We start from the raw sequence: 24629 nt of genomic DNA, 5'->3' as shown, positions 1-24629 counted from the left end.
TGCAAACTTGCTACCCTCACCGGGAGACGTAGAATGTAAGCTTAACGATAAACAAGAGATATCTACGGATGAGCAACTCTATCAATCAGCTGATTGCCAGCGAACTGAATGTTCGTAACGAACAAATCAATGCAGCAGTCACACTGCTCGATGATGGTAACACCGTGCCTTTTATTGCCCGTTACCGTAAAGAAGTTACAGGCGGATTGGATGACACCCAACTTCGTACTTTAGAATCACGCCTTGGTTACCTTCGTGAACTCGATGACCGTCGTCAAGTGATCCTAAAATCCATTACCGAACAAGGTAAAATGACCCCAGCGCTAGAAGCTGAAATCAAGAGCGCAGACAGCAAAACGCGCCTTGAAGATCTGTACTTGCCTTACAAGCCTAAGCGCCGCACTAAAGGTCAAATTGCCATTGAAGCCGGTATTGAACCACTGGCTGATCTACTTTGGAGCCAACCAGATAACAATCCAGAGCAAGCTGCCGAACAATTCTTAAATCCAGAACAAGGCTTTGCAGATACCAAAGCGGTACTAGATGGTGCACGTGCCATTTTAATGGAGCGCTTTGCTGAAGACGCTGCACTACTTGAGAAAATCCGTCGCCATTTAACAAGCCAAGCAGAGCTAACGTCTCGTGTGGTTGAAGGCAAAGAGCATGACGGCGCGAAATTTAAAGATTACTTTGAATACAACGAGCCACTAAAAAACATTCCATCGCACCGTGCCCTCGCACTGTTCCGTGGTCGTAACGAAGGCTTCTTACAATTAGCCCTTAATGCCGACCCAAGCCAAGAAGAAGGTGTGCGTGGCTCTTACTGTGAAGTCATTATCGCCGATCATTACGGTGTGAAACTGGGTACGGCTGCAGCCGATCTATGGCGCAAACAAGTCATTAGCTGGGCATGGCGCATTAAGATCTTAATGCACATGGAAACCGAGCTAATGAGTGCCCTGCGTGAAAAAGCCGAAGATGGCGCAATGCAGGTTTTCGCTGATAACTTAAAAGATCTGTTAATGGCAGCGCCAGCAGGTCCTCGCGTCACTCTTGCCCTTGACCCCGGTTTACGTACAGGTAGCAAGATTGCTGTTGTCGATGAAACCGGTAAGTTACTTGATACCGCAACTATCTACCCACACCAACCACACAACAAAATTGCTGAATCAAGCAAAGTGGTTTTAGCCTTCATTGCGAAATACAACGTCAGCTTAATTGCGATTGGTAACGGTACTGCTTCACGTGAAACAGATGCGTTTGTCGCCAAGCTACTTAAAGATAATAACCTTAAAGTACAAAGCGTCATGGTGAGCGAAGCGGGTGCTTCGGTATACTCAGCATCAGAGCTTGCGGCTAACGAGTTCCCTAACCTAGACGTATCTATTCGTGGTGCGGTATCTATCGGTCGTCGTCTCCAAGATCCACTAGCAGAGCTCGTGAAGATTGATCCTAAGTCTATCGGTGTTGGCCAATACCAGCACGATGTTAGCCAAAGCATGCTCGCTAAACGTCTAGATGCGGTAGTTGAAGACTGTGTAAACGCCGTGGGTGTGGATGTAAATACCGCATCAGCTGCACTACTGACACGGGTCGCAGGTTTAAACGCAACCATTGCACAGAACATCGTGAACTACCGTGATGAAAATGGTCGCTTTGATGCGCGTACGGCACTGAAAAAAGTGGCGCGCTTAGGGCCTAAAGCCTTTGAGCAATGTGCTGGTTTCTTACGTATCATGAACGGCAAAAACCCACTTGATAGCTCTGCGGTTCACCCTGAATCTTATGCGGTGGTTAAAGCGATTTCTGCGGCAAACAACAAGCCTGTGGATGCCATCATTGGTAACACCGACTTTCTGCGTAGCCTGAAAGCGGCTGACTACACCGATGCAGACTTCGGTTTACCAACCGTGACCGACATCATTAGCGAGCTTGATAAGCCAGGTCGTGACCCTCGTCCTGAGTTTAAAACCGCGACCTTTGCTGAAGGCGTAAATGAAGTCAAAGATCTGATCCCGGGCATGGTGCTAGAAGGTGTGATCACTAACGTGACGAACTTCGGTGCTTTTGTCGATGTCGGTGTGCACCAAGATGGCTTAGTCCATATTTCTGCGCTATCGGATAAGTTTGTTTCTGACCCACGTGAAGTGGTTAAAGCGGGTGATATTGTTAAAGTCAAAGTGATGGAAGTGGATTTACAGCGCAAGCGTATTGGTATGTCGATGCGTCTGTCTGATGAACCGGGTCAAGAAAAGCCAGCGCGTCAACCTCGTGATAATGCGCCACGCCCTGCTCGCCAATCACAACCAACACGTCAACGTGATAACGGTAATGCTGCAATGGGCGGTGCGTTTGCAGCAGCCTTTGCTAATGCTAAGAAAAAATAAGTAGACGCCTTATTTATAAACGAAAAAGCCAGACCTGATGTCTGGCTTTGTTTTATCTGGCGGAAAATCAAATCACCTGCAAATATTCCGTCGGTGGGTTCGGCACACTAGCTTGGGCATACTTAAACGCGACGACACCTTTAGTGCGCTCATTTTGATTAATTCTATCTAACTGCTCAAGCAACTCTCGCGGCAATTTAATGTGCATGCTATAGCCAAGCGCACTGTCTTTATCGAGATAGTTACTAGCAGATAACACCTCAATAAAGCGGGCTATATCGTCTTGATAGCCCTTTAATATCTCATCTTCTTGCTGTTCGTAAGTGGGGTGCTCACTAGGATCCCAACTTGGCTTTTTAAGTTGCTTCTCTTCACTCGACAGCGGCTTTTCACCTGCGGCAGCACTGCTTTGGGTTAACGGCACAATTTTTTCTCGCACTCGGTTATCCCACGCAACTTGATCTGTTGGCGGATTGACCGTGGTTGCTAATGGCACGCCACCAGCTTGTAGAGGAGAAATATTCATTATGCCGTTACATCATCAACGTAATCACTAAGTGGTTATAATTTAATCATAACGATAATTCGGCTGATCCAACAGACTCTTTACAAATAAATTGCTGCACCACCGAAATAAATTCCTCAGGGTGAGAAATAAACGGCGCATGTGACGCAGACTGAAAGATATAGCTTGATGACTGTGGGCACAGCTTAGTTATCACAGCCTCTGTTTTAACGGGCACTAACCCATCTAAACGCCCGTACATACGAAGCCAAGGTTGCGTCAGTTGTGACAACTGTTCACGCTGATCAACGGTTTCTAATAACCGTAATCCTAGTGCTAACGCTGTTGGATCTGGCATAGGGCGTTCCAGTACTGCTTGCTTTAAGTTCTTTATATCTTGGCGTGCGGTTGGGCTTCCCATCGCTTGCAGTGCCAAAAAGCGTTCAACCGTTAAGGTAAAATCAGACGCTAACTGTGACTGGAAATTAATAAGAACATCTGATTTGATCCCTCGCCACTTTTCTCGCTCCATAAAGCTCGGCGAGCTGGCTAAGGTTATTAATTGCGTTACACGCTCAGGTGCCATCAGTGCCGCTTGGGTTGCCACTAAACCACCGAGAGACCAACCTAACCACGTTGCTTGCAAAGGGGCTTGCGTCAATACCGTTTGAGTAATCTCAACCAATGACTCAGCACTTACCTCCCCACTGTTACCATAGCCCGGTAAGTCACACCAATGCACCGTGAAGTGCTCAGCTAAGGCTGGGATCACATCTTGCCATACCGCACCATTCATTCCCCAGCCATGAATGAGAACCAGATCCGAGCCTTGACCTTTACTGTGCCAATCAAGCATTACCGCCATTACACTTCCTTATTCGGTTTTTTGAGGTTTTGTTTATGATGCCAAAAAACATCACAGCTTGGCTATCTCGCACCAGTCGTAAACTGTTATTTCGCCACTGTAGCTTATGCCAGTTACCACTTGAGCCCAATGATGACTATTGGTGCCAGCATTGCCTCAACCATTTCCCATCATCACCTTATTGCCATCGCTGTGGCACCAGCACGTTTAAAAATGTGGAGTACTGTGGTTTATGTTTAGCCGAGCCACCTCCTTGGCATCGACTTTACCGTCTAGGTGAATATCAACCGCCACTACAACAGCTCATTAGCCAATATAAATTCGGAAAAAAGTTTTGGCTGGCAAAACCATTAGCGCGGCAACTCGCTAAACAGATCGCAGAGCCTGCCCCGTTATTATTACCCGTTCCACTTCACCGCAGACGTTACTGGCAACGCGGTTTCAATCAAAGCCACTATCTTGCTCTCGTACTTGCCAAAGAGCTTGGCAGTGAGGTTAACCATCATGTACTAAAGCGACGCCGTCATACACCAGCACAAAAAGCGCTGACCAAACAGCAACGAAAAACCAATCTTGCCAATGCGTTTTCAATTCAAGATATCGCACTACCCGAGCATGTTGCGATTGTTGATGATGTAGTAACAACAGGCACAACCGTCAGCTTACTGACCCAATTACTGTTACGTAAAGGCGTCAAGAAAGTCGATATCATTGCTGTCTGCCATACAGAAAAGCCTATGTAGCCATCACTTATAACAAAAAAGTCGCGCATTCTGATGCAAAACGTGGTCAAATTAAAAATGCTAATATTAAGGGATGATAGAACGTCTCTCTAAGAGTAGAATAGAGAAAACTTACTAAATAGGTCAGGTATTACGTCGTGTCAATGATCACTATTTCTGAAAGCGCTCAACAGCACTTCGGCAAGCTTCTTGCCCAACAGCCTGAGGGCACTAATATCCGTGTTTTTGTTGTAAACCCAGGCACACAAAGTGCTGAGTGTGGCGTATCCTACTGCCCACCAGAAGCGGTTGAAGCAAGTGACACTGAAATTAAACTAGAACTATTTTCTGCCTTTATTGATGAGCTAAGCCTGCCATTTCTAGCAGATGCAGAAATCGATTTTGTTACTGACAAAATGGGCTCTCAACTTACGCTTAAAGCACCAAATGCAAAAGTGCGTAAAGTGGCTGACGATGCACCACTAATGGAGCGCGTAGATTACGTGATCCAAACTCAGGTTAACCCACAACTTGCAGGTCATGGTGGTCACGTATCACTGTCTGAAATCACTGAAGATGGTATTGCTATCTTACAATTCGGTGGTGGTTGTAACGGTTGTTCAATGGTAGATGTCACGCTGAAAGAAGGCATTGAGAAAGAGCTACTAGCACAATTTGAAGGTGAGCTAACAGGTGTGCGTGATATTACCGATCACGCCCGTGGTGAGCACTCTTACTACTAATTCAGCCCTGAATAGTAGACATCAAAAAGCCGCATCTTAGTGCGGCTTTTTAGTCTCTGCGAAGAAGCATGAGGATTTTACAATAAAGTTAACGTCACTTTTCGACGTCCCCAACGCTTAGCAGCGCGGATATCTTTACCCATGTAAATATCAATCTTGTTGCGCCAACGGTGATGCATTTTATCTAACACCACATATTCGCCAGGTAAACCCGATATCTTTACTTTGCTTCCTCGTTTTAATCCTTTACGCAGTAAATCACGTGATACTGCGATCGCTTTCATCCCTGGTTTTAACCTATCTCCCCACGCAGCAATGCTAGGGTTTGAGTTTGTCTGTGCCCTAACAGAGTTATACGCTGTGGCTGTCACATGCATTTTTTTAGGTTTTGCAGCATAACTGCTCACGCTAAACATCAACGCAATAGTCAGTAAGAAATAAGCAAGAATATTCTTTTTCATATCCATCACCCGGCTAAAAAGTGCTCGCATTTTAACCAAAACAGATATCAATTTAACAGCATTTTTTGCTTAAATTTAATACAAATCTGACATTTTCAATCTAACTTACTGTTTTATAGCAGGAGATAAAAAAATATTTTTTCTCCACTGATAACCGAAAACCACCGCTAACGTGATGCAACGTAGTGCCATAAATCCTAACATCGCAGCCCATAATGCGTGGTTGCCATAACTATCTAGTAACCACCAAATGGCAAAAAAACCACAAGTCGCGACAAACATGCTATTACGCATCGCGCGCCCACGTGTTGCACCAACAAAGATCCCATCAAGCAAGAAACACCACATCGCCACTAACGGTACAGCAGCAAGCCATGGCAAATAAATATCAGCTTCAGCTTGCACTGCGGGCAGATCGGAAATCAAACTGACAATACGATCTCCTGCTAAAGAAAATACCAATGTTAGTATCACCGAGATGATAAAACTCCAAAACGTAGTGGTAATTAAATAGCGTTCAAGCTGATCGCGATTGTTTGCCCCTACAGCTTTACCAACGAGCGCTTCCATCGCATAAGCAAAACCATCCATTGCATAAGACACTAACATTAGAAAACTCATCAACACCGCATTCGCTGCCACCACGTTATCGCCTAACGTTGCCCCTTGGAATGTCATGAAAGTAAAAGTGGCTTGCAAACATAAACTACGCAGAAAGATATCGCGATTCAGTTTAAGTAATCGTCCCATGCCATGACGAACTGTACTGATCTTTTCTTTTAATGGGGGCAACGCATGTGCTAACCATTGGCGAGAAACAAACCATAAACCCAGCAACATACCACTGTAGTCCGCAAGAACAGAAGCCGCAGCAGCACCTTGAACTTTCCAGCCAAAACCCAACACAAACAACACATCTAAAACGATATTGACAAGGTTGGTGACAATAAGCAGCCACATTGGCAACTTGGCGTTTTGTGCCCCCAGCAACCACCCCATAATAACGAAGTTCGCCAGCGCCGCAGGTGCACCCCAAATACGAATAGAGAAATATTGCTCGGCGTAAACTTTGACTTCGCTGCTAGCATCACTGAAATGGAAAATCATACTGCTAACAGGCTGATGCAGTGCAATAAGAAGGAAGGCAAATAACCATGCCAGCGCGATCCCTTGGACAAAAATCGCCGCTTGCGCATGTTTATCTTTACGACCAAAAGCTTGGGCGGTGATCCCAGTAGTCGCCATACGTAGAAAGCCTAACAGCCAAAACGTTACGTTGATCATGGTGCCACCGACAGCAACGCCACCGAGATACCATGACTTATCAAGGTGCCCGATCACCGCAGCATCCACCAGCCCTAATAACGGTACGGTGATATTGGAAAGCACCATCGGCAACGCCAGTGCAAACACCTGATAATGTAATGATTTGTCTTTTAACGCTGTTAGCACGTACTACCTCTATCGCAATAAAACGGGTTAAACAGCGTGATAGTTTAACCAGATGATAGAGGCGGCAACAGCCTTATGTTTTTAAAAACTAAAGAGCTATGACTAAGATGCATTAACCATATAAAGGTAATAACCAATGATCAGCTAATAGCACCACAAACAAAGCAAGTAAGTGCCAGATAGAATATTTAAAGGTTGCCCAAGCATGGCCTTCACTATCAGCAAATTTTAGCTTCAATGCATAAGCAATAAAGCCAAGGTTGAGTACGCTACTACCGACTAAATACAGCCAACCACTCATACTGGTTAACCAAGGTAGCAGTCCAACCGCAAATAAGATCAGGGTATAGAGCAACACCATGGTTTTGGTGTATTCGATACCATGGGTAACAGGCAGCATTGGAATGCCCGCTTTAGCGTAGTCATCACGACGATGGATCGCTAATGCCCAAAAATGCGGAGGCGTCCACGCAAAGACTAACATCACTAAGAGAAATGCATGAGGATCGAGCTGCCCCGTCACCGCAGTCCAGCCCAACAGTGGCGGTGCTGCTCCTGCTAAGCCACCAATCACGATGTTTTGTGGCGTTGCATGTTTTAACCACACAGTATAAATCAGTGCATAACCGACTAAACTTGCCATTGTCAGCCACGCCGTTAAAGCGTTAAGCATCAGCAATAAAGCAAAGCCGATTAGCATTAAACTGGTCGCAAAAACCACGGCTTTCCATGTTTCAATCCGTCCTTTCGCCAATGGTCGATGATAGGTACGTGCCATTTGAGCATCAAAACGGCGATCTAATACATGGTTAAACGCAGCCGCTGCCGCTGACTGTAAGCCGATCCCGGCAAGCCCCAAAATCACCGCATCCGCAGGTGGAATACCTTGTACAGCAAGACACATTCCCACTAATGCCGTGAGCAGTAACATCGCCACCACTTTAGGTTTAGTCATGGTGAGATAATCACGCCACAGTGCAACTGCTGGTGTTCGGGCTCGACGAGTATGAAGGAGTTCTGATTTAGCCATGAGTACTGCCCTCCGATGCAAAATACTTCATTTCTAACGAGCAACGACAATCGCAAACAAGGCGATAGCAGGTCGTTACTAACGCTATCAGTAATAGCAATCCAACCAGGTTATGTGTCACTGCGACCGATAACGGTAAACTAGCCACCACATTGGTGACACCTAATGTCACTTGTAGCGATAGAAAAGCGATGAGCCATAAACTATAACGTCGCAATGGTGGCTTAAACCAAAGTAATACCACTAACATCAAGACGACGGCTGTCGCAATCATCGCTCCGATACGATGCGCAACATGAATAGACACTCGCTGCGCATAATCCAATACCCCGTATTCATAACTGCTGTGCGGTGGCTGGATCAATTCAAACGCACTGGCTTGGAAATTCCCTTGCCAATCGCCCTCACAAATCGGTAATTGAGTACAAACCACAGCCGCATAGTTGGCGGCGGTCCATCCTCCTAAAGCGATTTGCCCGATCACGATGAATAATGCAGCAATAGCTAATGTTCTTAAGCTAGTTAAATACTTAGCCGATAGCGATAAATTGAGGGTTAAGCCATGGTGGTAAAATAAAGGCTTAGGTTGAATACGCAGCCTTAGAAGCCACAGTAGCGACACCGTCGTAAATCCGCCGAGCAAATGCCCCATCACCACCACTGGCATTAGTTGCATAGTAACCGTCCACATCCCTAACAGCGCTTGAAAGCACACCACCATCAATAACAGGCTAGGCAAGAGTTTCGGGCGACCTTTTCGACACCACGCCATTACCGCTATAGCAAGGATCAATAAACCAAGACTTCCTGCAATGTAGCGATGGATCATCTCATTCCATGCTTTAGTTGGTTCAACTGGGGTCTCAGGAAAAGCCGCCTGCGCAGTTTGTAACTCAGCTTGCGTTTGTGGCACAGACATAAAACCGTAGCACCCAGGCCAATCAGGACAACCTAATCCAGCGTCGGTTAATCGGGTATAAGCGCCTAGCCCGACGACCAACAATGACAGAATAAAGGCACCAGAAACTAAGAAATAAAACGGTTTATCTTTTTGCGCTTTATGCATAATCATTCCCCGTCATATCTTGTTAGTTAGCCAATCTTCGAGACTTTTAGCAGTCTTTTTAGATCTTTTAGAATATCTTTACCTTGCGTAAGAATTGCTTGTTGTTCAGTTACCAATGGATAAGCCATCATCACATTGCCATTAGGGTCGGCAATATAAACCGCATTAAAGCCATACTCTGAGTTTTCAAATTGATGAAGCTCGCTATCATCGCTGTTATAACGCTCAATACCAGTTAATGATGGCGGTGTCGGTAAAGTCTGATTTTGTGGTGCCACTAACAACACACTTTTAACTCGATCTTGATAGGCCCCCACCGCTATCGGGATCTGCTGTAGGTGAAACAGTGCCCCTTCACATCCTTCATCACACAGCTGAGGTAACCAATAAACCAACTGCCACGTATCGGGTTTTGCTAACCACTGTGCGCTGATCGGCGGAGTTATCAACTCCCCTCTATTGGTCACCCCTCCGGTGTACCAGTTTTGATTTAATATGACTTTCGCCAGCACCACAGGCAGTAGAAACATCACGCCTAATAACACCAATACCTGATATTTTTTCATTAGTCGCTCTCCCTTAATAACCACCATCCCGCCATCCCAAGTACCGCAAATGCCATCACAAACCATTGCATGGCATAGCCATAATGCTTGTCTGCTTTCATCACTACGGGTTGCCAATTTTGCTGAAGTGCAACAGGATTTGTTGCTGAGATCTGAATCACCCAAGTCGGTAAATGGCGATCTAATACTGTTGCGAGTTCAGTTAACTCAATATTTTGTACACGCAGTGGCCACTGTGTTGGTGCGACCTCTTGCTTGAGTGTTAACAATGATGAGGCTGGAGCAATGATGCCAGTAATGGTTTGCTCCCCATGAAAAGTGGGGAGCACTGGCAACATTTCACGATACGGAGGTGCAGCAAGCCAACCAAGGTTGACCAATAACCAACGTTCTTGGCTTCTAAAAGGCAAGTAAAGGTGATAGCCCACTCGCCCATTATTGAGTTGGTTATCCAATAAAATAGGACGACTATTATCAAACACCCCGACCAATGACACCCTGTGCCATAGTGGTGCTGTGGGTAATAACGTAAGATCGGAGATAGCCGTACTTTCAGCGGTTTCTTCAACCTGTTGCTGTAATTTGAGTTTTTCAGCCCCTCGGCTTAATTGCCAAAAACCTAATTTTCCCAACATAGCGACAATGACGAAGGTAAAAACAACAAAAGCCATTTTTCGCATTGATTTTCCTCCATCCTTATTGGCTGAAACCGCTATCCTTAAATAAGCGTTTAATTTCTTATCAAACCCACCTTAAAAGGATGTTTTATGTTGATAAAAATACTGCTTATTAGCTTATTACTGGTGATCATCATTAGCCTGTTTAAGGCTCTCCCTGTCATGTTAAAAGGTCAATCTTCTCGTCCTATGTCCCACTATTTAGGTTGGCGTATCGGACTCTCTGTGCTTGCTTTTATGTTGATTGTTATTGCGCTCTTAACGGGTGTTATCACCCCAAATCCTCGCCCATATTAACTCGCATTAAATGATATAAACGAAGATAAATAGCCCTAGCCATACCACATCAACAAAGTGCCAGTACCAAGCACCCGCTTGAAATGCAAAATGATGTTTAGGGGTAAAATGTCCTTTTAAAATACGACACCAAACGATAAATAAGATGATCGCTCCTAAGGTGACGTGAACTCCATGAAATCCCGTCAACATAAAGAAAGTATTACCGTAAATCCCCGCATCTAAACGCAAGTTCATGTCTTCATAAGCATGGACATATTCCACCCCTTGTAAGTACACAAACACCGCGCCCAACAATACCGTAAGCAATAGCAGCAACTTCAGTCGAGGACGATTATTTTGCTCTAATGCGGTATGAGCAAAATGTAGAGTAACCGATGATGTCAGCAATAAAATGGTGTTATACAGTGGCAAACCAATCGGTCCCATGGCTTGAGTTTCCGTACCATCAGGCGTTTTAAGCAACGGCCACATAGCAACAAAGTCTGGCCATAACACGGCATTGGTCATGGCGTTATTACTTGCACCACCAAGCCATGGCACCGCAATCATTCGGGCATAAAATAACGCACCAAAGAAAGCCGCGAAGAACATCACTTCAGAGAAAATAAACCAGCTCATCCCTTGACGAAACGAGCGATCCATTTGTGCACTATAAAGCCCGCCCATGGACTCTCGGATCACATCCCGAAACCAACCAATCAGCATAAATAAAATGAGCCCTACACCTGCCAGTAAGATCCAAGGGCCTTGACCGCCAAACAGATCCCCGACAGTCGCACCAGCACCTAAAGCTATAAGAAATAAGGCAATTGCCCCTACTATGGGCCATGCGCTTTCATCGGGCACATAATATTTCGTTGTTGGCGGTAAGTTATCGGTTTCACTATAGGGCTTTGACATTATCCACCTCACTGTGTTGCTCAGCCGTTGGGTTATCCATGGCAACGTTAAACAGGGTGTAAGCTAACGTCAGTGTTTCTATCTCTTTCGGCAAGTCAGGATCGATATAGAACACCAACGGCAATTCTGCATTTTCACCACCCTCTAAAGGCTGATGGTTAAAACAAAAACATTCGATTTTATTGAAGTATTTCGCCGCCACGCCCGGTGTTACCGAAGGCACAGCTTGTCCGATAGTCGCGACTTTATTTAAATTTTTCGCATCATATTTGATGATTTTCGTCTCACCAGGATGCACTGTGATTTGCTTTACCTGTGGGGTGAATTGCCACTTCACCCCCGGATTGATGTAAGCAACAAATTCCACTGTGACTTCTCGACTGGTATCAATCCGATCACTGGTTTCTGTTGGGGTTGTCGCTGTCTTTCCGTTGATCCCAGTAATATCGCAAAACACGTCATAGAGAGGCACCAATGCAAATGCAAAGCCAAACATGCCAATAGATGCAAAGATGAGTCCTAACAATGACCGACGCTTTTTCGGCTCGCTCATAGTGCCTCCTAAGGATCAATCTTGGGTGGTGTCGAGAAGGTGTGGTATGGCGCTGGAGACGGTACTGTCCACTCCAACCCTTCAGCCCCTTCCCAAGGTTTTGCAGCCGCTTTCTCACCACCTCGAATACACTTGAACAATACTGCTAAGAAAATAAGTTGGGATGCGCCAAATAAGAACCCACCAATACTCACCACTGCATTAATATCAGCAAATTGCAGCGCATAATCAGGAATACGGCGTGGCATACCCGCCAGCCCTAAGAAGTGCATTGGGAAGAAAAGAATGTTGACCGAAATCAGTGAGCACCAAAAATGCCATTTGGCTAGACGCTCATCGAACATATGCCCTGTCCATTTAGGTAGCCAGTAATAGGCAGCTGCCATAATCGAGAAAATCGCTCCCGATACCAGCACATAATGGAAATGTGCCACCACAAAATAGGTATCGTGGTATTGGAAATCCGCAGGTGTGATCGCCAGCATCAGCCCAGAAAAACCACCGATGGTGAATAGAACGATAAAGGCCAGTGCAAATAACATCGGCACTTCAAAGGTTAACGAGCCTCGCCACATGGTCGCGACCCAGTTAAAGACTTTTACCCCGGTGGGCACCGAGATCAACATGGTGCAATACATGAAAAACAGCTCAGCAGCGACCGGCATCCCAGTGGTAAACATATGGTGTGCCCACACCAAAAAGCTAAGCCCAGCAATGGATGCAGTGGCGTACACCATTGAGCTATAACCAAACAGCTTTTTGCGTGAAAATGCAGGGATAATGGCTGAAATGATACCGAAACTCGGTAAAATCATGATGTAGACTTCAGGGTGACCAAAGAACCAGAAAATATGCTGGAACATGACCGGATCGCCACCACCAGCAGCATCAAAAAAGCTGGTACCAAAGTATTTATCAGTCAGTACCATGGTTACGGCCCCTGCAAGTACTGGCATCACCGCAATCAATAAAAATGCTGTAATCAACCATGTCCAAACAAACAGTGGCATTTTCATATACGTCATACCCGGTGCGCGCATATTTACAATGGTCACCACCACGTTAATCGCCCCCATGATGGAGCTGATCCCCATAATATGAATAGCAAAGACGAATAAACCTGTACTGGCTGGGCTATACGTGGTTGAAAGCGGCGCGTAGAAAGTCCAACCAAAGTTAGGACCGCCTCCTTCCATAAAAAGAGATGCCAACAATAAAGAAAATGCGAAAGGTAAGATCCAAAAGCTCCAGTTATTCATCCTTGGCAGTGCCATATCAGGCGCTCCAATCATCATTGGGATCATCCAGTTCGCAAGCCCAGTAAAGGCTGGCATCACCGCCCCAAACACCATGATCAAACCATGTACAGTGGTCATTTGATTAAAGAAATTAGGCTCAACAAGCTGTAATCCAGGCTGGAATAATTCAGCACGGATCACCATCGCCATTGCGCCACCAACAAAGAACATGGTTAAGCTGAACAACAGATACAGTGTGCCAATGTCTTTATGATTAGTGGTAAACAGCCAGCGTTTTAAGCCCTTTGCTGGGTGATGCTCATGATGTTCATGCTCGGTTTCTGTATGGCCAGCAGTATCTATTTCGGCTTCTTGTCGCATCATATCCGTCATGCTCCTACTCCTTATAATTGCTGGCCATTTTTAATTGCTTGTACTTCCGCAGCTTGAATCACTTCACCAGTATCATTACCCCACGCATTACGCTCGTAAGTGATAACAGCTGCGAGCTCTTTCAAACTCAGCTGAGGTCCAAACGCCTGCATTGCGGTACCATTTTTGCCATGTACCACAACACTGATATGCTCTAACTTACGTTTTGGATCGACCGATACCCCCTCTCCAGCTAATGCAGGGAATGCCCCCGGAATACCTTGACCATTGGCTTGATGACACATAGCGCAACGAGCGGTATAGGTTTTCTCACCTAAACTCATTAACTCATCCATGGTCATTTCCATATCCAGTAGCCGTTGCTCTTCTTCCTTAGCTTTACGTTGGGTGATCTTCGTTTGTTGTAGCCATTCCTCATATTCGGCTTGCGGTTTAGCAATCACCACAATCGGCATAAAGCCATGATCTTTTCCGCACAATTCGGCACACTGACCACGATAAATTCCGGGCTCATCTATCCGAGTCCACGCTTCATTGATAAAGCCGGGATTAGCATCTTTTTTCACCGCGAACGCAGGTACCCACCATGAATGGATCACATCTTGCGAGGTAATAAGAAATCTTACTTTTTGTCCGACAGGAAGGACTAACGGGTAATCCACTTCAAGTAAGTAGTTATCACGCTTTTGACGCTGGTTACTGATCTGCTCAGCACTGGTGGCAAGGTGGGAATAATATTCAACGTCTTGATCGAAATAGCTGTAATGCCATTTCCATTGCGAGCCAGTAACCAAAATGGTGACATCAGATTTAGTGGTATCTTCCATTGCGATTAAGGTCTTAGTGGCAGGTACCGCCATTGCAATGAGAATAATGAAAGGGATCACCGTCCAGATAATTTCGACTTTAGTACTTTCATGAAACGAAGCAGGTTTTGCCCCTTTGGATTTTCGGTGATGGAAAATTGCCCAAAACATCGCACCGAACACCACGACACCAATAGCGATACAGATATAGAGAATGGTCATATGAAGACCATAAACTTCCTGACTTACCGCCGTCACACCCGGTGTCATGTTCAGTTGCATGGTTTCTGCCATCAAAGGCAGTGAGAAAAATACACCCGCACTTCCTGCGATCAATGAACGAATCATCGCCCTGACCTCCCCTGTCATTCAAATATACAAAAATGAACGATTTCTATGTGGCTCAGATGCTTCGGCTAATCTAGTTATTTCTCTTTGCCATCAGGTGTGGCTTTATTTTTATGATTTGAAGCATTTTCAAATAGCACATACCAACACATAAAAATGTCTCGATATATTTAACGTAGGCAGGATTTGTAAATAACGCAAAGAATCAACGTCAAAAAAACAACTAACAAAAAAGTAGATAACACATTGAAATATAGATACAAACAACCCCATCAACACACGTTTTTTTAATATCTATAGATCCGCTTAAGAATGGATAACAAGCAGTAATAACAGCTGTTTTTTTAGTGTTTTTATAGTTTCAAATGAACAAGTACAGGGGTTAGACGGTATTTCATACTCGGCATTTTTGCGAGCCAACGCTGCCAAACACGCCAGCGAGGACAGGTCGTATCTAACGGACTATAACAACGAACTAATTCCGCCCAAGGTAGCCAATTTAGCACCTGCTGAGCGGGATCACGGTAACCATGTTGATATTCACTACAGCCCATTTTTTTCGCTAGCGGACTATGGCAAAGATCGCCTGCAACGACGATACATATCTCGATATTGCTAAAACGACAGCCTATTTTTTGTAAAAATGCCGCTAACTGCTGCGAATTACAATTTAATAAAGCGTGATCGCACAATAGCATCATGGGTACATTAGTCATTTTAGGCAGTCGCTTTAGCCAATCAAACTCTAACGCTGAGCCAGTTTTTAAGGTGTAGCGATCGCTGCGATGAAATAGTTTTTCTCGCCACAACAGGTTTTCATCAGTATCTAACTCAAACCAACGGCAACGTCCGTTATCAAGACGGTAAAATCGGGTATCTAGCCCTGCACCTACATTGATGATTAATCCTTGGGGATGACGAGTAAGAAAATGTCGAACTTGATGATCACATTGCAGAGTCAATGTGGCATGCAATAATTGACGTTGAGGAACGTCTTGATTGACACAATCAGGCACGAGATAACACTGACGACACGCTGCAGCCGCCACAGGATCATAAATCAATCCATCATCGGCTAAGCTTTCACGGCTGCGATACCATAGCGGTTGAAGCAAATCAGCAGGTATTATGTAGCGATCTACTTTCGTCATTATCATCCTCTCCTTACAATTAATCAGATGATAATAGTTATCAGTTAGATTTGCAAAGTTACCTTCGCGGTTTTTAGATAATAAAAAAGCGCAGCTTGCGCCACGCTTTTCTGTTTCACTCAATCCGTCGTTCTTAACCCATCACATCCAATCGGCGTTGCGGATCACGCCAACGGCAATACCTTCAATGGTTAAGCTTTGATGTTCTAAATCAACTTCAATTGGTGAAAACTCTTCGTTTTCCGCATGAAGTAAGACTTTTGAGCCTTTTTTATCAAGACGCTTTACTGTCACGTCGTCGTCAACACGAGCAACCACAACCTGACCGTTATGCACATCTTGGGTTTTATGCACAGCTAATAAATCGCCATCCATAATACCGATGTTCTTCATACTCATGCCATTTACACGCAGTAAAAAATCAGCACGAGGTTTAAATAACATAGGATCGACTTCGTAATGCGCTTCAACATGCTCTTGCGCTAAAATCGGCTCACCAGCGGCAACACGACCAATCAATGGCAGCCCTTGCTCTTCTGGCTCTTCCTCTGTTACCAATAGGCGAATACCACGTGATGCACCCGGAATAATTTCCAGAACTTCTTTACGTGCTAACGCTTTTAAATGTTCTTCTGCCGCATTCGCTGAGCGAAAACCCAATTCACGTGCAATTTCGGCACGTGTTGGTGGCATACCTGTTTCATCTATCTTTGCTTTGATCAAATCAAAGACTTGTTGTTGGCGTAATGTCAACGGCTTCATGAGTCACCTGTCTTTTTATACAGTTCACTGTGAGTATATCCAGTGTTACCCCACATTAAAAGGCAATTGTTTACGAAAACACCAATTTGATCAGTTATTCAAAGCAATTTAACTTTGCCGAACTAAATTATCTCAACACTATCGCAAAAAATAATAATTCAAGCATAATCAATTAGATTTGACGCACTGGTCGTGCCAGATTGTTTTTTGCACCGAAAATTGGCAAAAAATAGACCATAAAAGACCATAAATAATGATAATTTAAATGTTATCTGCCGTATTTTAGCAGCATGAAATCAAGCATTTTCTGCTATCCTTGCGGCGCATTAAGATTCTGAGGCTCGTTATAAATATGTCACGTTGGCAGAAATTTTATCAACAGTTATTAAAGTTGCCACTTTCTATCCTTGTAAAACCTGCAACTATTCCCTCTGATCCCGTGGCGGATTTGGAGTTAGATTTAGAACGACCTATCGTCTACATCTTACCGTACTGTTCAAACACCGACTTGTTAACGCTACGCAATAGCGCTAAGGCACTAGGTTTGCCTGATCCGCTATCTAAGCTAGAAATTAACGGTCAAAGTTTTCCACGTTTTGTCTTTGTTGCTGAAGGTCCAAGTGTGTTTGGCTCAACGAGTGCGCTGCCTCAAGAGTCAATCGAACTCTTTACTGAGTTACTTGAGCAACACAAACAAGATCCTGAGTTAAATATTCAGCTTATTCCTGCTTCTATCTTATGGGGACGCGCACCAGGAAAAGAATCCAAGCGCAAACCAGCATTACGTCCGCTTAATGGTCCAGCAAAATTCTGGGCAATTCTCAGCCATGGTCGTGACTGCTTAATTCGCTTAAGCACGCCGGTATCACTGCGTTACATGGCCGATCATCACGGTACTGATGATGCTATCGCGCAGAAATTAGCACGTGTAGCTAAGATCCATTTCTCTCGCCAACAAATTGCGGCATCAGGTCCTCGTTTACCTGATCGTCAACAGCTATTCAAACGCTTACTTGAATCAAAAGCGATTGATAAAGTCGTACAAGAAGAAGCGATCAGCCGCCAAGTACCAGTCGAGAAAGTACGCAAAGAAGCCATTGGTATGATGGAAGAAATTGCTGCGGATTTCTCATACCCATTGATCAAAAACGGTGAACGTTTCCTACGTTGGTTATGGACTAAGCTATACCAAGGCTTAAACATCAAAGGGGCGCAACGCGTACGTCGCTTAGCACAAGATGGTCATGAAATCGTATATGTGCCTTGTCACCGTAGCCACATGGACTACCTGCTGCTTTCTTACGTGCTATATAACGAAGGTTTAGTGCCACCGCACATTGCCGCAGGTATTAACTTAAACTTCTTCCCTGCAGGCCCTATTTTCCGCCGTGGTGGTGCATTCTTTATTCGTCGTAGCTTCCGTGGTGATCGCCTGTACTCAACAGTATTCCGTGAATACTTATCAGAGCTATTTACTAAAGGTTATTCCGTTGAGTACTTCAGTGAAGGTGGTCGCTCTCGTACAGGTCGTCTGCTTCCTGCCAAAACAGGTATGCTTTCAATGACGATTCAAGCGATGCTACGTGGCCTTAACCGCCCGGTTACGCTTGTGCCTGTGTACATCGGTTATGAGCATGTAATGGAAGTAGGTACCTATGCCAAAGAGCTACAAGGTAAGCGCAAAGAAAAAGAAAATGCCGGCCAAGTGCTACGAACTTTACGTAAATTACGCAATTTAGGCGAAGGTTACGTGAACTTTGGTGAGCCAATTCCACTTAACCAATACCTCAACGATAACGTACCAGAGTGGCACAAAGAGATTAACCCTATCGAGCCACAAAAGCCGACATGGTTAAACCCTGTGGTTAATGACCTAGCCGTTAAAATGATGACGCATATTAACGATGCGGCAGCCACTAACGCCATGACACTTTGCGCCCTTGCGTTGCTCTCATCTCGCCAACGTGCATTAAGTCGTGAAGTACTAGAGCAGCAGATCGAATGCTACCTTGAGCTACTGCGTAATACGCCATACTCAAGCGAATGTACGACCCCCAAAGAAAGTGCTGAGCAAATGGTTGATCACGCCATTGCGATGGATAAATTCGTGGTAGAGCGTGATAAGTTAGGCGATATTATCTCGCTTGATCGTCAGCAATCGATTTTGATGACCTACTACCGCAATAACATCATTCACTTGTTTGCGTTGCCATCATTGATTGCCCACATCGTCGTACAGCAGCAAAGCCTGACGAACGATGAGATCCATGAGCAGGTAGAGTTACTCTACCCATTCTTGAAAGCAGAGTTATTCTTACGTTTTGATGAAGAGCAACTGAATACTGAAATTGATAAGATCATTGATGAGCTAGTACGTCAGCGTCTACTTCTTAACGATGGCATTAATATCTCAATCAATAGCACCCGTATTCGCTCATTACAGCTACTTGCACGTACGATTTCAGAAACCCTGCAACGCTATGCGATCACTTTAACGCTACTGCGCGCAGAGCCTGAAATGGCGAAAGATGACTTAGAGCAACACAGCCAAGTATTAGCACAGCGTCTAAGCCGTCTACACGGTATTAATGCGCCTGAGTTCTTCGACAAAGGTGTATTCAGTAGCTTAGTGAAAACATTACGCAGTGAAGGCTACTTGAACAGTGAATGTCACGCAGTCTCTCGCCCGGTTGAGAATCTGGCAAATCTTCTTACATCGCTAGTATCACCAGAAGTGAACCTCACCATTCAAGCGGTAATGCAGCCAGATGACGGTAAAGAAGAAGAACTAACAGCAGAGACACAAGCGTAATTAACCCTAGTGTTCTGATATAAAAAAAGCGCCTTGAAGGCGCTTTTTTCTTGCTCATTTTCAGTGTTATAAGCAAACACTCAATACAATACCTAAGCAGACAATCATGCCGAAGTAATTGTTATTCAAAAAGGCACGGAAACAGCTTTCTCGTTGACGCTCTTTGATCAACATTTGCTGATAAACAAACAAACATGATGCTAATAATAAGCACCAATAGAACACCTGCCCTAATTGCAACACCATGCCCACAGCGATCAATAACCCAAGCGTTGCCAGTTGCAGCACACCAATGATTAATTTATCGAAGCGACCAAATAAAATCGCCGTGGATTTAATGCCAACTTTTAAATCATCATCACGATCAACCATCGCATACTGAGTGTCGTAAGCAATCGTCCACAAAATATTTGCTGCAAACAACAACCATGCACTCACCGATAAATTGCCTGCTTGCGCAGCGTAGGCCATTGGGATTGACCAACCAAATGCCACACCTAATACCAACTGCGGTAAGTGAGTGTAACGCTTCATAAACGGATAACTTGATGCTAATAGCAGCCCCACCACAGACAACATGATGGTTAATGTGTTCATCGTCAGAACCAGTAAAAACGAGACCAGTACTAATAAGAAAAACAGCCCTAACGCTTCACGCTCCGATACTTTTCCCGACGGCATTGGGCGATGCTTAGTACGTTTAACATGGCCATCAAAATTACGATCAGCAAAATCGTTGATCACACACCCTGCTGCACGCATAAAAATCACACCAAGCACAAACACCACTAAGACATTGATATTTGGCATCCCATCTGCAGCCAAAAACAGCGCCCATAAGGTTGGCCATAACAATAAAAGACTGCCTATTGGGCGGTCAAAACGTGCTAATTGCCAAAACGCTCTGGCCTTGGTCATTTCTAACATGGGTTATTTCCTTGCATAAACTGGTGAGCCATCTAAAAACAATTCCGCCACCAGCAGGGGTTTTTCATTGATCCATAATCGTGAACGACGCGCCCAAATCGGTCGCTCGGGCATACCTAACTTTGCGATTTCCAATGCATCACGACGTGCATTCGAACCATTAAAAACACGATATCCAAGGGGATTGGTGCCAAGCTCTGCGAGATCACTTTCCTCACCACATAACGTCGAGGTTGGAATTAACGTGCGCGCATAAACCCAAGATTGTTGATCACCTTGCAACATAACCGTACGCTCAAGGCAATCACTCATGCCAAGCAGTGTTCGCTCTGATAGTGACAACTCACCATTGTTCACTATTTTTTGCTCTAAAACTGTGACCGAGAAAACACGGCAGTGAGCAGCAAAACGGCGAGATAGAGAGTCAGACTCTAATAACCAATGCCCGACAGAGCTTCCTTCTAATGCCCATTCAACGGCGGGATACCATACAGCACCTTCAAGTAACGGACTATATAACTGCTTGAATTCCGACATGTTCTCACTACTTAATCAACGAACTCGTGATCGATAACACTTGGTTGAATGCGGTTAATTTATTAACATAATGATCTGCTATTGTAGCAAGCTGTAACCAGTACGAATATCGTTACTGTGAAAAGATTACACCTGTTTCTCACAAACTACGTGGACAACATAAGTATAATGATGAAATTATCTGCTTTTGCGACAGCACTAACGCTTGTTGGCTTGCTTCAAAGCCCCATTGCAGTGGCATCCCCCAGTGAAGAAGTCGCAAGCCAGCCTCAGATCACCTACTACACCTTAGAGCCTGATATCACCACCAACTATGTGACTCAAGGTAAACGACTCGGTTATATTCGTTTGCAAATTGATCTAATGATCAGAGATCAAAAGCACTTAGCGGAAATTGAATACCATACTCCATTGATCCGTGACGCCATCATAGAAATTGTGAGCAAGCAGCCAGAAGCGAAAATTAAATCGCTCGCAGGTCGTGAAGAAATTCGTAGAGCTTGCCAAGATCAAGTCAATCGACTGCTGCTGGCAGAGACCCGTCAACAGCCTGTTGCTGAATTACTCTTTACCAAGTTCCTTTACCAGTAACATCACTTTGGTGATATCGTTAAAGCGAACATTGCCGCTTTAACGATATTTCTAGTATTAAGCCTGACGTGGCGGATTAATTTTTGCGTCAAAAAACGCAATCACACAGCCAGTCAATAAGCCAAATAGGTGCGCCATATTCGCAATAGATGTTCCCATCGGCTCAGCAAAACCAATCACCAACCATACCAGCATGAAGATCACATAAGAGCGCGCAATCACCAAACCTCGTTGAGGTGCTAACCAGCCCATCCACCAGATATAGCCCATTAATGCGTATACCACGCCAGACAAACCACCAAAATTAGGGCCATCTAGCCAGAACTGACCAAAACCTGAAACTAATGAAGACAATAAGAAGATCTGCACCAGTTTAGCAGAGCCACTGTGGCGCTCAATTTGTCCACCTAGTAACCACCACCATAGGCAGTTAAAAATGACATGAATTGGTGAGAAATGCAGAAGTGCATGGGAGAAGTAACGCCATAGTTCCCATTGATCGCCATTCATAAAGGGAAAATGAAGCCATTCAAATAAGGTACTTTCAAACCCTAACAACCATAAGCCATAAATCACTAGCGAAGCGACCATGACCAGTAAGGTAAAAGGCCCCGCTTGTGCTTTAACCATCTTGATCAAACTGGGATTGTTGTAATGAAATTTGGCAGTGCGGCTTTCCGCAACCTGCCATGATGCGGCTTGGTACTTTTTATTGGTAGGATCTTGCAAAAAGGCATTCAGCTCAGCTTCGGCTTCCACCAGATACTGCTCATCTGCCAGCCATAATGCAAATTTACCCTCTGGCTCTGGCGCCATGGAGATCTCAATCCCCCGATAGGCCATATAGTCGATAAAAGCCTGGGCTTGTCGAGGGTTATAGAATCCCGCTAAGCGATACATAATGATGACCTTATCTGTCAGAAAAAATGTCTAAACCAAGATCTATCATTATCTCATACGAGATACCACTATAAAGCAGTTTATGCTTGGATCATCGGCAATGCCGCACGACGCCATGCTTCAAAGCCACCATCTAAGCTATAAACATTCTCATAGCCTTGATTGATCAAATACTGCGCTGCACCTTGACTGCTAATACCGTGATAACACATCACGATCACAGGTTGTTCAAACTCCACCTCATCCATCCAGCTCACCATAGTGTCATTTGTTAAATGAAAGGCTTGCTCGGGATGCGCTAAGGCGAACGACTGGGGATCACGAATATCAACTAACACCGCTTGGCTGTCTGCCTGCTGTAGTAATTCGTAAGCTTGCTCTACTGAAATGTGCTGAAACTGTTCCATGAATTTCCTTTGACTGACTTTAGGTTATCTCTCTATCGATCCTTACTGTTGTTATTATCAGATCGACAGGGTTAAACATAGGATCCTTTTAACACGATCCTGACGCTTGAATCACGCTTTCGCGCTAACCGAGCCATTATACCTCAGCTTATGATGAATATATTCCATCAGAAAATTACGGTTTATCCACATTTTCCGAAGCCAATAACAAAACAACTTTCAAGTGAAGACAAGGGCTTGCCGTCGATCTTACCCACAACATGAACACAAAGTGTTCATCTGTGGAAAAATCTGTGAATTGCGTTGATAATGTGTTTTGCTAAAAAAGGATCCACTATATGTAGATCGGATCCGATCATAAGTTGTGGATAAGATATTCTTTAATACACAGAGATACTCACAATAGTGACGGTTATCTCATTATTTTCAATACCCTAGCGAGCTGTTATTACTCGCATCTCACAAGACTTAGTTACTCACTGATTAGCCGGATCTTCAGGCACAAAAAAACCGACACTCAGGTCGGCTTTTCTCATTGCTAAACTGCGATCATGGATCAATAAAAATCGCCCACGGCATCTTTTAGCTTTTTCATCGCATTTTTTTCTAGCTGACGAATACGCTCAGCAGACACACCATAATTATCCGCTAAATCCTGTAAGGTCGACTTATCATCATCTAACCAGCGTGAGCGAACAATGTGTTGGCTACGCTCATCAAGGCTGGCTAATGCCTGTGATAAACGGTTATTAGCATGGTTTTCCCAGTTATTCTCTTCGTAGGTCAGTGCCACATCAGAGCTTTTATCTTCAAGGAAATATGCTGGTGCCATCGGTGCTGAATCACGATCGTCATCATCGTTCTGCATTTCAAAGGTCGGATCTTGCGCCGCTAAGCGCGATTCCATTTCTCGTACTTCTTCAGGCTCAACACCCAGTTGCTCAGCAACCATGTTAACTTCTTCGTTGTTGAACCAACCTAAACGTTTTTTCGACTTACGTAGGTTGAAGAATAATTTGCGCTGAGATTTGGTGGTTGCCACTTTCACAATACGCCAGTTACGCAAAACGTATTCGTGAATTTCTGCTTTGATCCAATGCACTGCAAATGAAACTAAGCGAACCCCAACTTCAGGGTTAAAACGTTTCACCGCTTTCATTAAACCAATATTGCCTTCTTGAATAAGATCAGCAATCGGCAGGCCGTAACCAGAATAACCTCGAGCAATATGCACAACGAAGCGCAGATGCGACATTACCAATGCTTTCGCAGCGTTAATATCATCATCGTAATGCAGACGTTCAGCTAACTCTTTCTCACGTTCTGGCGTGAGCATGGGATAACGGTTTACGGTCTGAATATAACTATCCAAACTGTCCGTTGATACCAGAGCCATTGCAGACATCTCTTTTGACATTCAAAGACCTCGCGTGTTTTGTACTATTTTTGTTCTATCGTAACGATAAATAAACGCCAACTTACGTTACGTGAACCTGCAATAATGCCTGTAAACATAGTCCAATTGCAAGC

Annotated in this window: 25 protein-coding genes; 6 read left to right on the top strand and 19 right to left on the bottom strand. The window is 44.6% G+C overall.

Going from position 1 to position 24629, the window contains the following annotated elements; genetic code table 11:
- The first annotated feature begins 68 nt into the window (after positions 1–68).
- Positions 69–2387: a Tex family protein gene (locus Q7657_RS09410; protein WP_053987439.1), complete on the top strand. Its 2319-nt coding sequence runs from the start codon at positions 69–71 to the stop codon at positions 2385–2387.
- Between the two features lie 67 nt (positions 2388–2454).
- On the opposite strand, the gene Q7657_RS09405 is transcribed toward Q7657_RS09410, so the two are convergent.
- Together Q7657_RS09405 and bioH are read right to left on the bottom strand one after the other, a co-directional pair.
- Complete coding sequence (locus Q7657_RS09405) at positions 2455–2913, bottom strand: ATP-dependent Lon protease (RefSeq protein WP_107166721.1); 459 nt, start codon at positions 2911–2913, stop codon at positions 2455–2457.
- Positions 2914–2959: 46 nt separating this feature from the next.
- Complete coding sequence (bioH, locus tag Q7657_RS09400) at positions 2960–3757, bottom strand: pimeloyl-ACP methyl ester esterase BioH (protein ID WP_107166722.1); 798 nt, start codon at positions 3755–3757, stop codon at positions 2960–2962.
- Between the two features lie 35 nt (positions 3758–3792).
- On the opposite strand from bioH, the gene Q7657_RS09395 reads away from it, so the two are divergent.
- Complete coding sequence (locus tag Q7657_RS09395; RefSeq protein WP_107166723.1) at positions 3793–4500, top strand: ComF family protein; 708 nt, start codon at positions 3793–3795, stop codon at positions 4498–4500.
- A gap of 143 nt (positions 4501–4643) precedes the next feature.
- On the top strand, positions 4644–5222 hold the full coding sequence (gene nfuA, locus Q7657_RS09390) for a Fe-S biogenesis protein NfuA (RefSeq protein ID WP_107166724.1): 579 nt from the start codon (positions 4644–4646) through the stop codon (positions 5220–5222).
- Positions 5223–5299: 77 nt separating this feature from the next.
- Here the strand turns inward: nfuA and Q7657_RS09385 are convergent, their stop codons facing one another.
- The 6 genes from Q7657_RS09385 to Q7657_RS09360 all read right to left on the bottom strand — a co-directional run bounded on the left by Q7657_RS09385 (position 5300) and on the right by Q7657_RS09360 (position 10477).
- Positions 5300–5683 (bottom strand): 3D domain-containing protein, encoded by a 384-nt coding sequence (locus Q7657_RS09385; RefSeq protein WP_008988201.1) that lies wholly within the window; start codon positions 5681–5683, stop codon positions 5300–5302.
- Positions 5684–5788: 105 nt separating this feature from the next.
- Positions 5789–7135 carry an MATE family efflux transporter DinF gene (gene dinF / locus Q7657_RS09380; protein ID WP_107166725.1) on the bottom strand — a complete coding sequence of 449 codons (1347 nt, stop codon included), beginning with the start codon at positions 7133–7135 and terminating at the stop codon, positions 5789–5791.
- Positions 7136–7247: 112 nt separating this feature from the next.
- On the bottom strand, positions 7248–8165 hold the full coding sequence (gene cyoE / locus Q7657_RS09375; RefSeq protein ID WP_107166726.1) for a heme o synthase: 918 nt from the start codon (positions 8163–8165) through the stop codon (positions 7248–7250).
- A complete protein-coding gene (locus Q7657_RS09370) occupies positions 8158–9231 on the bottom strand; it encodes a COX15/CtaA family protein (RefSeq protein WP_107166727.1) in 1074 nt (357 codons plus the stop codon). Before Q7657_RS09370 ends, cyoE begins: the two co-directional genes overlap by 8 nt.
- 26 nt (positions 9232–9257) lie before the next feature.
- The gene (locus Q7657_RS09365) at positions 9258–9797 is read right to left on the bottom strand and encodes a redox-active disulfide-containing membrane protein (protein ID WP_107166728.1); all 540 of its coding nucleotides are present in this window, start codon (positions 9795–9797) and stop codon (positions 9258–9260) included.
- Positions 9797–10477, bottom strand: coding sequence for an SURF1 family protein (locus Q7657_RS09360; protein WP_107166729.1), 681 nt, complete (start codon positions 10475–10477; stop codon positions 9797–9799). The genes Q7657_RS09365 and Q7657_RS09360 overlap by 1 nt, the downstream gene beginning before the upstream one ends.
- Positions 10478–10564: 87 nt before the next feature.
- On the opposite strand from Q7657_RS09360, the gene Q7657_RS09355 reads away from it, so the two are divergent.
- Positions 10565–10771 (top strand): DUF2909 domain-containing protein, encoded by a 207-nt coding sequence (locus tag Q7657_RS09355; protein ID WP_053987430.1) that lies wholly within the window; start codon positions 10565–10567, stop codon positions 10769–10771.
- A gap of 6 nt (positions 10772–10777) precedes the next feature.
- On the opposite strand, the gene Q7657_RS09350 is transcribed toward Q7657_RS09355, so the two are convergent.
- From Q7657_RS09350 to lexA, 6 genes are all read right to left on the bottom strand, one after another.
- Positions 10778–11674 carry a cytochrome c oxidase subunit 3 gene (locus tag Q7657_RS09350; protein WP_053987429.1) on the bottom strand — a complete coding sequence of 299 codons (897 nt, stop codon included), beginning with the start codon at positions 11672–11674 and terminating at the stop codon, positions 10778–10780.
- Positions 11658–12227, bottom strand: a complete 570-nt coding sequence (locus Q7657_RS09345; protein WP_107166730.1) for a cytochrome c oxidase assembly protein — start codon at positions 12225–12227, stop codon at positions 11658–11660. Before Q7657_RS09345 ends, Q7657_RS09350 begins: the two co-directional genes overlap by 17 nt.
- 8 nt (positions 12228–12235) lie before the next feature.
- Positions 12236–13858 carry a cytochrome c oxidase subunit I gene (gene ctaD / locus Q7657_RS09340; protein WP_053987428.1) on the bottom strand — a complete coding sequence of 541 codons (1623 nt, stop codon included), beginning with the start codon at positions 13856–13858 and terminating at the stop codon, positions 12236–12238.
- Positions 13859–13869: 11 nt separating this feature from the next.
- Positions 13870–15012: a cytochrome c oxidase subunit II gene (gene coxB / locus Q7657_RS09335; RefSeq protein WP_107166731.1), complete on the bottom strand. Its 1143-nt coding sequence runs from the start codon at positions 15010–15012 to the stop codon at positions 13870–13872.
- 353 nt (positions 15013–15365) lie between these two features.
- Complete coding sequence (locus tag Q7657_RS09330; RefSeq protein WP_107166732.1) at positions 15366–16163, bottom strand: class I SAM-dependent methyltransferase; 798 nt, start codon at positions 16161–16163, stop codon at positions 15366–15368.
- Between the two features lie 141 nt (positions 16164–16304).
- Entirely contained in the window at positions 16305–16925 is a 621-nt protein-coding gene (gene lexA / locus Q7657_RS09325) for a transcriptional repressor LexA (RefSeq protein WP_008988213.1), read from the bottom strand.
- A gap of 352 nt (positions 16926–17277) precedes the next feature.
- Between lexA and plsB the strand changes: the two genes are divergently transcribed.
- Complete coding sequence (plsB, locus tag Q7657_RS09320; protein ID WP_498827385.1) at positions 17278–19737, top strand: glycerol-3-phosphate 1-O-acyltransferase PlsB; 2460 nt, start codon at positions 17278–17280, stop codon at positions 19735–19737.
- 66 nt (positions 19738–19803) lie between these two features.
- Here the strand turns inward: plsB and ubiA are convergent, their stop codons facing one another.
- Positions 19804–20664, bottom strand: a complete 861-nt coding sequence (gene ubiA / locus Q7657_RS09315; RefSeq protein ID WP_107166734.1) for a 4-hydroxybenzoate octaprenyltransferase — start codon at positions 20662–20664, stop codon at positions 19804–19806.
- A gap of 3 nt (positions 20665–20667) precedes the next feature.
- A complete protein-coding gene (locus Q7657_RS09310) occupies positions 20668–21201 on the bottom strand; it encodes a chorismate--pyruvate lyase family protein (RefSeq protein ID WP_107166735.1) in 534 nt (177 codons plus the stop codon).
- Positions 21202–21369: 168 nt separating this feature from the next.
- On the opposite strand from Q7657_RS09310, the gene Q7657_RS09305 reads away from it, so the two are divergent.
- Positions 21370–21792 carry a flagellar basal body-associated protein FliL gene (locus Q7657_RS09305; protein ID WP_053987422.1) on the top strand — a complete coding sequence of 141 codons (423 nt, stop codon included), beginning with the start codon at positions 21370–21372 and terminating at the stop codon, positions 21790–21792.
- 57 nt (positions 21793–21849) lie between these two features.
- Here Q7657_RS09305 and glpG read toward each other — a convergent pair whose 3' ends face one another.
- The 3 genes from glpG to rpoH form a co-directional block, all read right to left on the bottom strand.
- A complete protein-coding gene (gene glpG / locus Q7657_RS09300; RefSeq protein ID WP_107166736.1) occupies positions 21850–22692 on the bottom strand; it encodes a rhomboid family intramembrane serine protease GlpG in 843 nt (280 codons plus the stop codon).
- A gap of 80 nt (positions 22693–22772) precedes the next feature.
- Positions 22773–23099: a thiosulfate sulfurtransferase GlpE gene (gene glpE / locus Q7657_RS09295; RefSeq protein ID WP_008988219.1), complete on the bottom strand. Its 327-nt coding sequence runs from the start codon at positions 23097–23099 to the stop codon at positions 22773–22775.
- Positions 23100–23655: 556 nt separating this feature from the next.
- The gene (rpoH, locus tag Q7657_RS09290) at positions 23656–24516 is read right to left on the bottom strand and encodes an RNA polymerase sigma factor RpoH (protein ID WP_107166737.1); all 861 of its coding nucleotides are present in this window, start codon (positions 24514–24516) and stop codon (positions 23656–23658) included.
- Positions 24517–24629: the final 113 nt, after the last annotated feature.

The sequence above is a fragment of the Candidatus Photobacterium acropomis genome (assembly GCF_030685555.1).
Taxonomy (GTDB): Bacteria; Pseudomonadota; Gammaproteobacteria; order Enterobacterales; family Vibrionaceae; genus Photobacterium; species Photobacterium lucens.
Note: the sequence above shows the minus strand (reverse complement) of the source record. Positions and strands in the feature narration are given on the sequence as shown.

Coding starts and splice junctions, on each gene's coding strand:
- Q7657_RS09410 (WP_053987439.1), top strand. CDS start 69: ATGAGCAACTCTATCAATCAGCTGATTGCCAGCGAACTGAATGTTCGT.
- Q7657_RS09405 (WP_107166721.1), bottom strand. CDS start 2,913: ATGAATATTTCTCCTCTACAAGCTGGTGGCGTGCCATTAGCAACCACG.
- bioH (WP_107166722.1), bottom strand. CDS start 3,757: ATGGCGGTAATGCTTGATTGGCACAGTAAAGGTCAAGGCTCGGATCTG.
- Q7657_RS09395 (WP_107166723.1), top strand. CDS start 3,793: ATGATGCCAAAAAACATCACAGCTTGGCTATCTCGCACCAGTCGTAAA.
- nfuA (WP_107166724.1), top strand. CDS start 4,644: ATGATCACTATTTCTGAAAGCGCTCAACAGCACTTCGGCAAGCTTCTT.
- Q7657_RS09385 (WP_008988201.1), bottom strand. CDS start 5,683: ATGAAAAAGAATATTCTTGCTTATTTCTTACTGACTATTGCGTTGATG.
- cyoE (WP_107166726.1), bottom strand. CDS start 8,165: ATGGCTAAATCAGAACTCCTTCATACTCGTCGAGCCCGAACACCAGCA.
- Q7657_RS09370 (WP_107166727.1), bottom strand. CDS start 9,231: ATGCATAAAGCGCAAAAAGATAAACCGTTTTATTTCTTAGTTTCTGGT.
- Q7657_RS09365 (WP_107166728.1), bottom strand. CDS start 9,797: ATGAAAAAATATCAGGTATTGGTGTTATTAGGCGTGATGTTTCTACTG.
- Q7657_RS09360 (WP_107166729.1), bottom strand. CDS start 10,477: ATGCGAAAAATGGCTTTTGTTGTTTTTACCTTCGTCATTGTCGCTATG.
- Q7657_RS09355 (WP_053987430.1), top strand. CDS start 10,565: ATGTTGATAAAAATACTGCTTATTAGCTTATTACTGGTGATCATCATT.
- Q7657_RS09350 (WP_053987429.1), bottom strand. CDS start 11,674: ATGTCAAAGCCCTATAGTGAAACCGATAACTTACCGCCAACAACGAAA.
- Q7657_RS09345 (WP_107166730.1), bottom strand. CDS start 12,227: ATGAGCGAGCCGAAAAAGCGTCGGTCATTGTTAGGACTCATCTTTGCA.
- ctaD (WP_053987428.1), bottom strand. CDS start 13,858: ATGACGGATATGATGCGACAAGAAGCCGAAATAGATACTGCTGGCCAT.
- coxB (WP_107166731.1), bottom strand. CDS start 15,012: ATGATTCGTTCATTGATCGCAGGAAGTGCGGGTGTATTTTTCTCACTG.
- Q7657_RS09330 (WP_107166732.1), bottom strand. CDS start 16,163: ATGACGAAAGTAGATCGCTACATAATACCTGCTGATTTGCTTCAACCG.
- lexA (WP_008988213.1), bottom strand. CDS start 16,925: ATGAAGCCGTTGACATTACGCCAACAACAAGTCTTTGATTTGATCAAA.
- plsB (WP_498827385.1), top strand. CDS start 17,278: ATGTCACGTTGGCAGAAATTTTATCAACAGTTATTAAAGTTGCCACTT.
- ubiA (WP_107166734.1), bottom strand. CDS start 20,664: ATGTTAGAAATGACCAAGGCCAGAGCGTTTTGGCAATTAGCACGTTTT.
- Q7657_RS09310 (WP_107166735.1), bottom strand. CDS start 21,201: ATGTCGGAATTCAAGCAGTTATATAGTCCGTTACTTGAAGGTGCTGTA.
- Q7657_RS09305 (WP_053987422.1), top strand. CDS start 21,370: ATGATGAAATTATCTGCTTTTGCGACAGCACTAACGCTTGTTGGCTTG.
- glpG (WP_107166736.1), bottom strand. CDS start 22,692: ATGTATCGCTTAGCGGGATTCTATAACCCTCGACAAGCCCAGGCTTTT.
- glpE (WP_008988219.1), bottom strand. CDS start 23,099: ATGGAACAGTTTCAGCACATTTCAGTAGAGCAAGCTTACGAATTACTA.
- rpoH (WP_107166737.1), bottom strand. CDS start 24,516: ATGTCAAAAGAGATGTCTGCAATGGCTCTGGTATCAACGGACAGTTTG.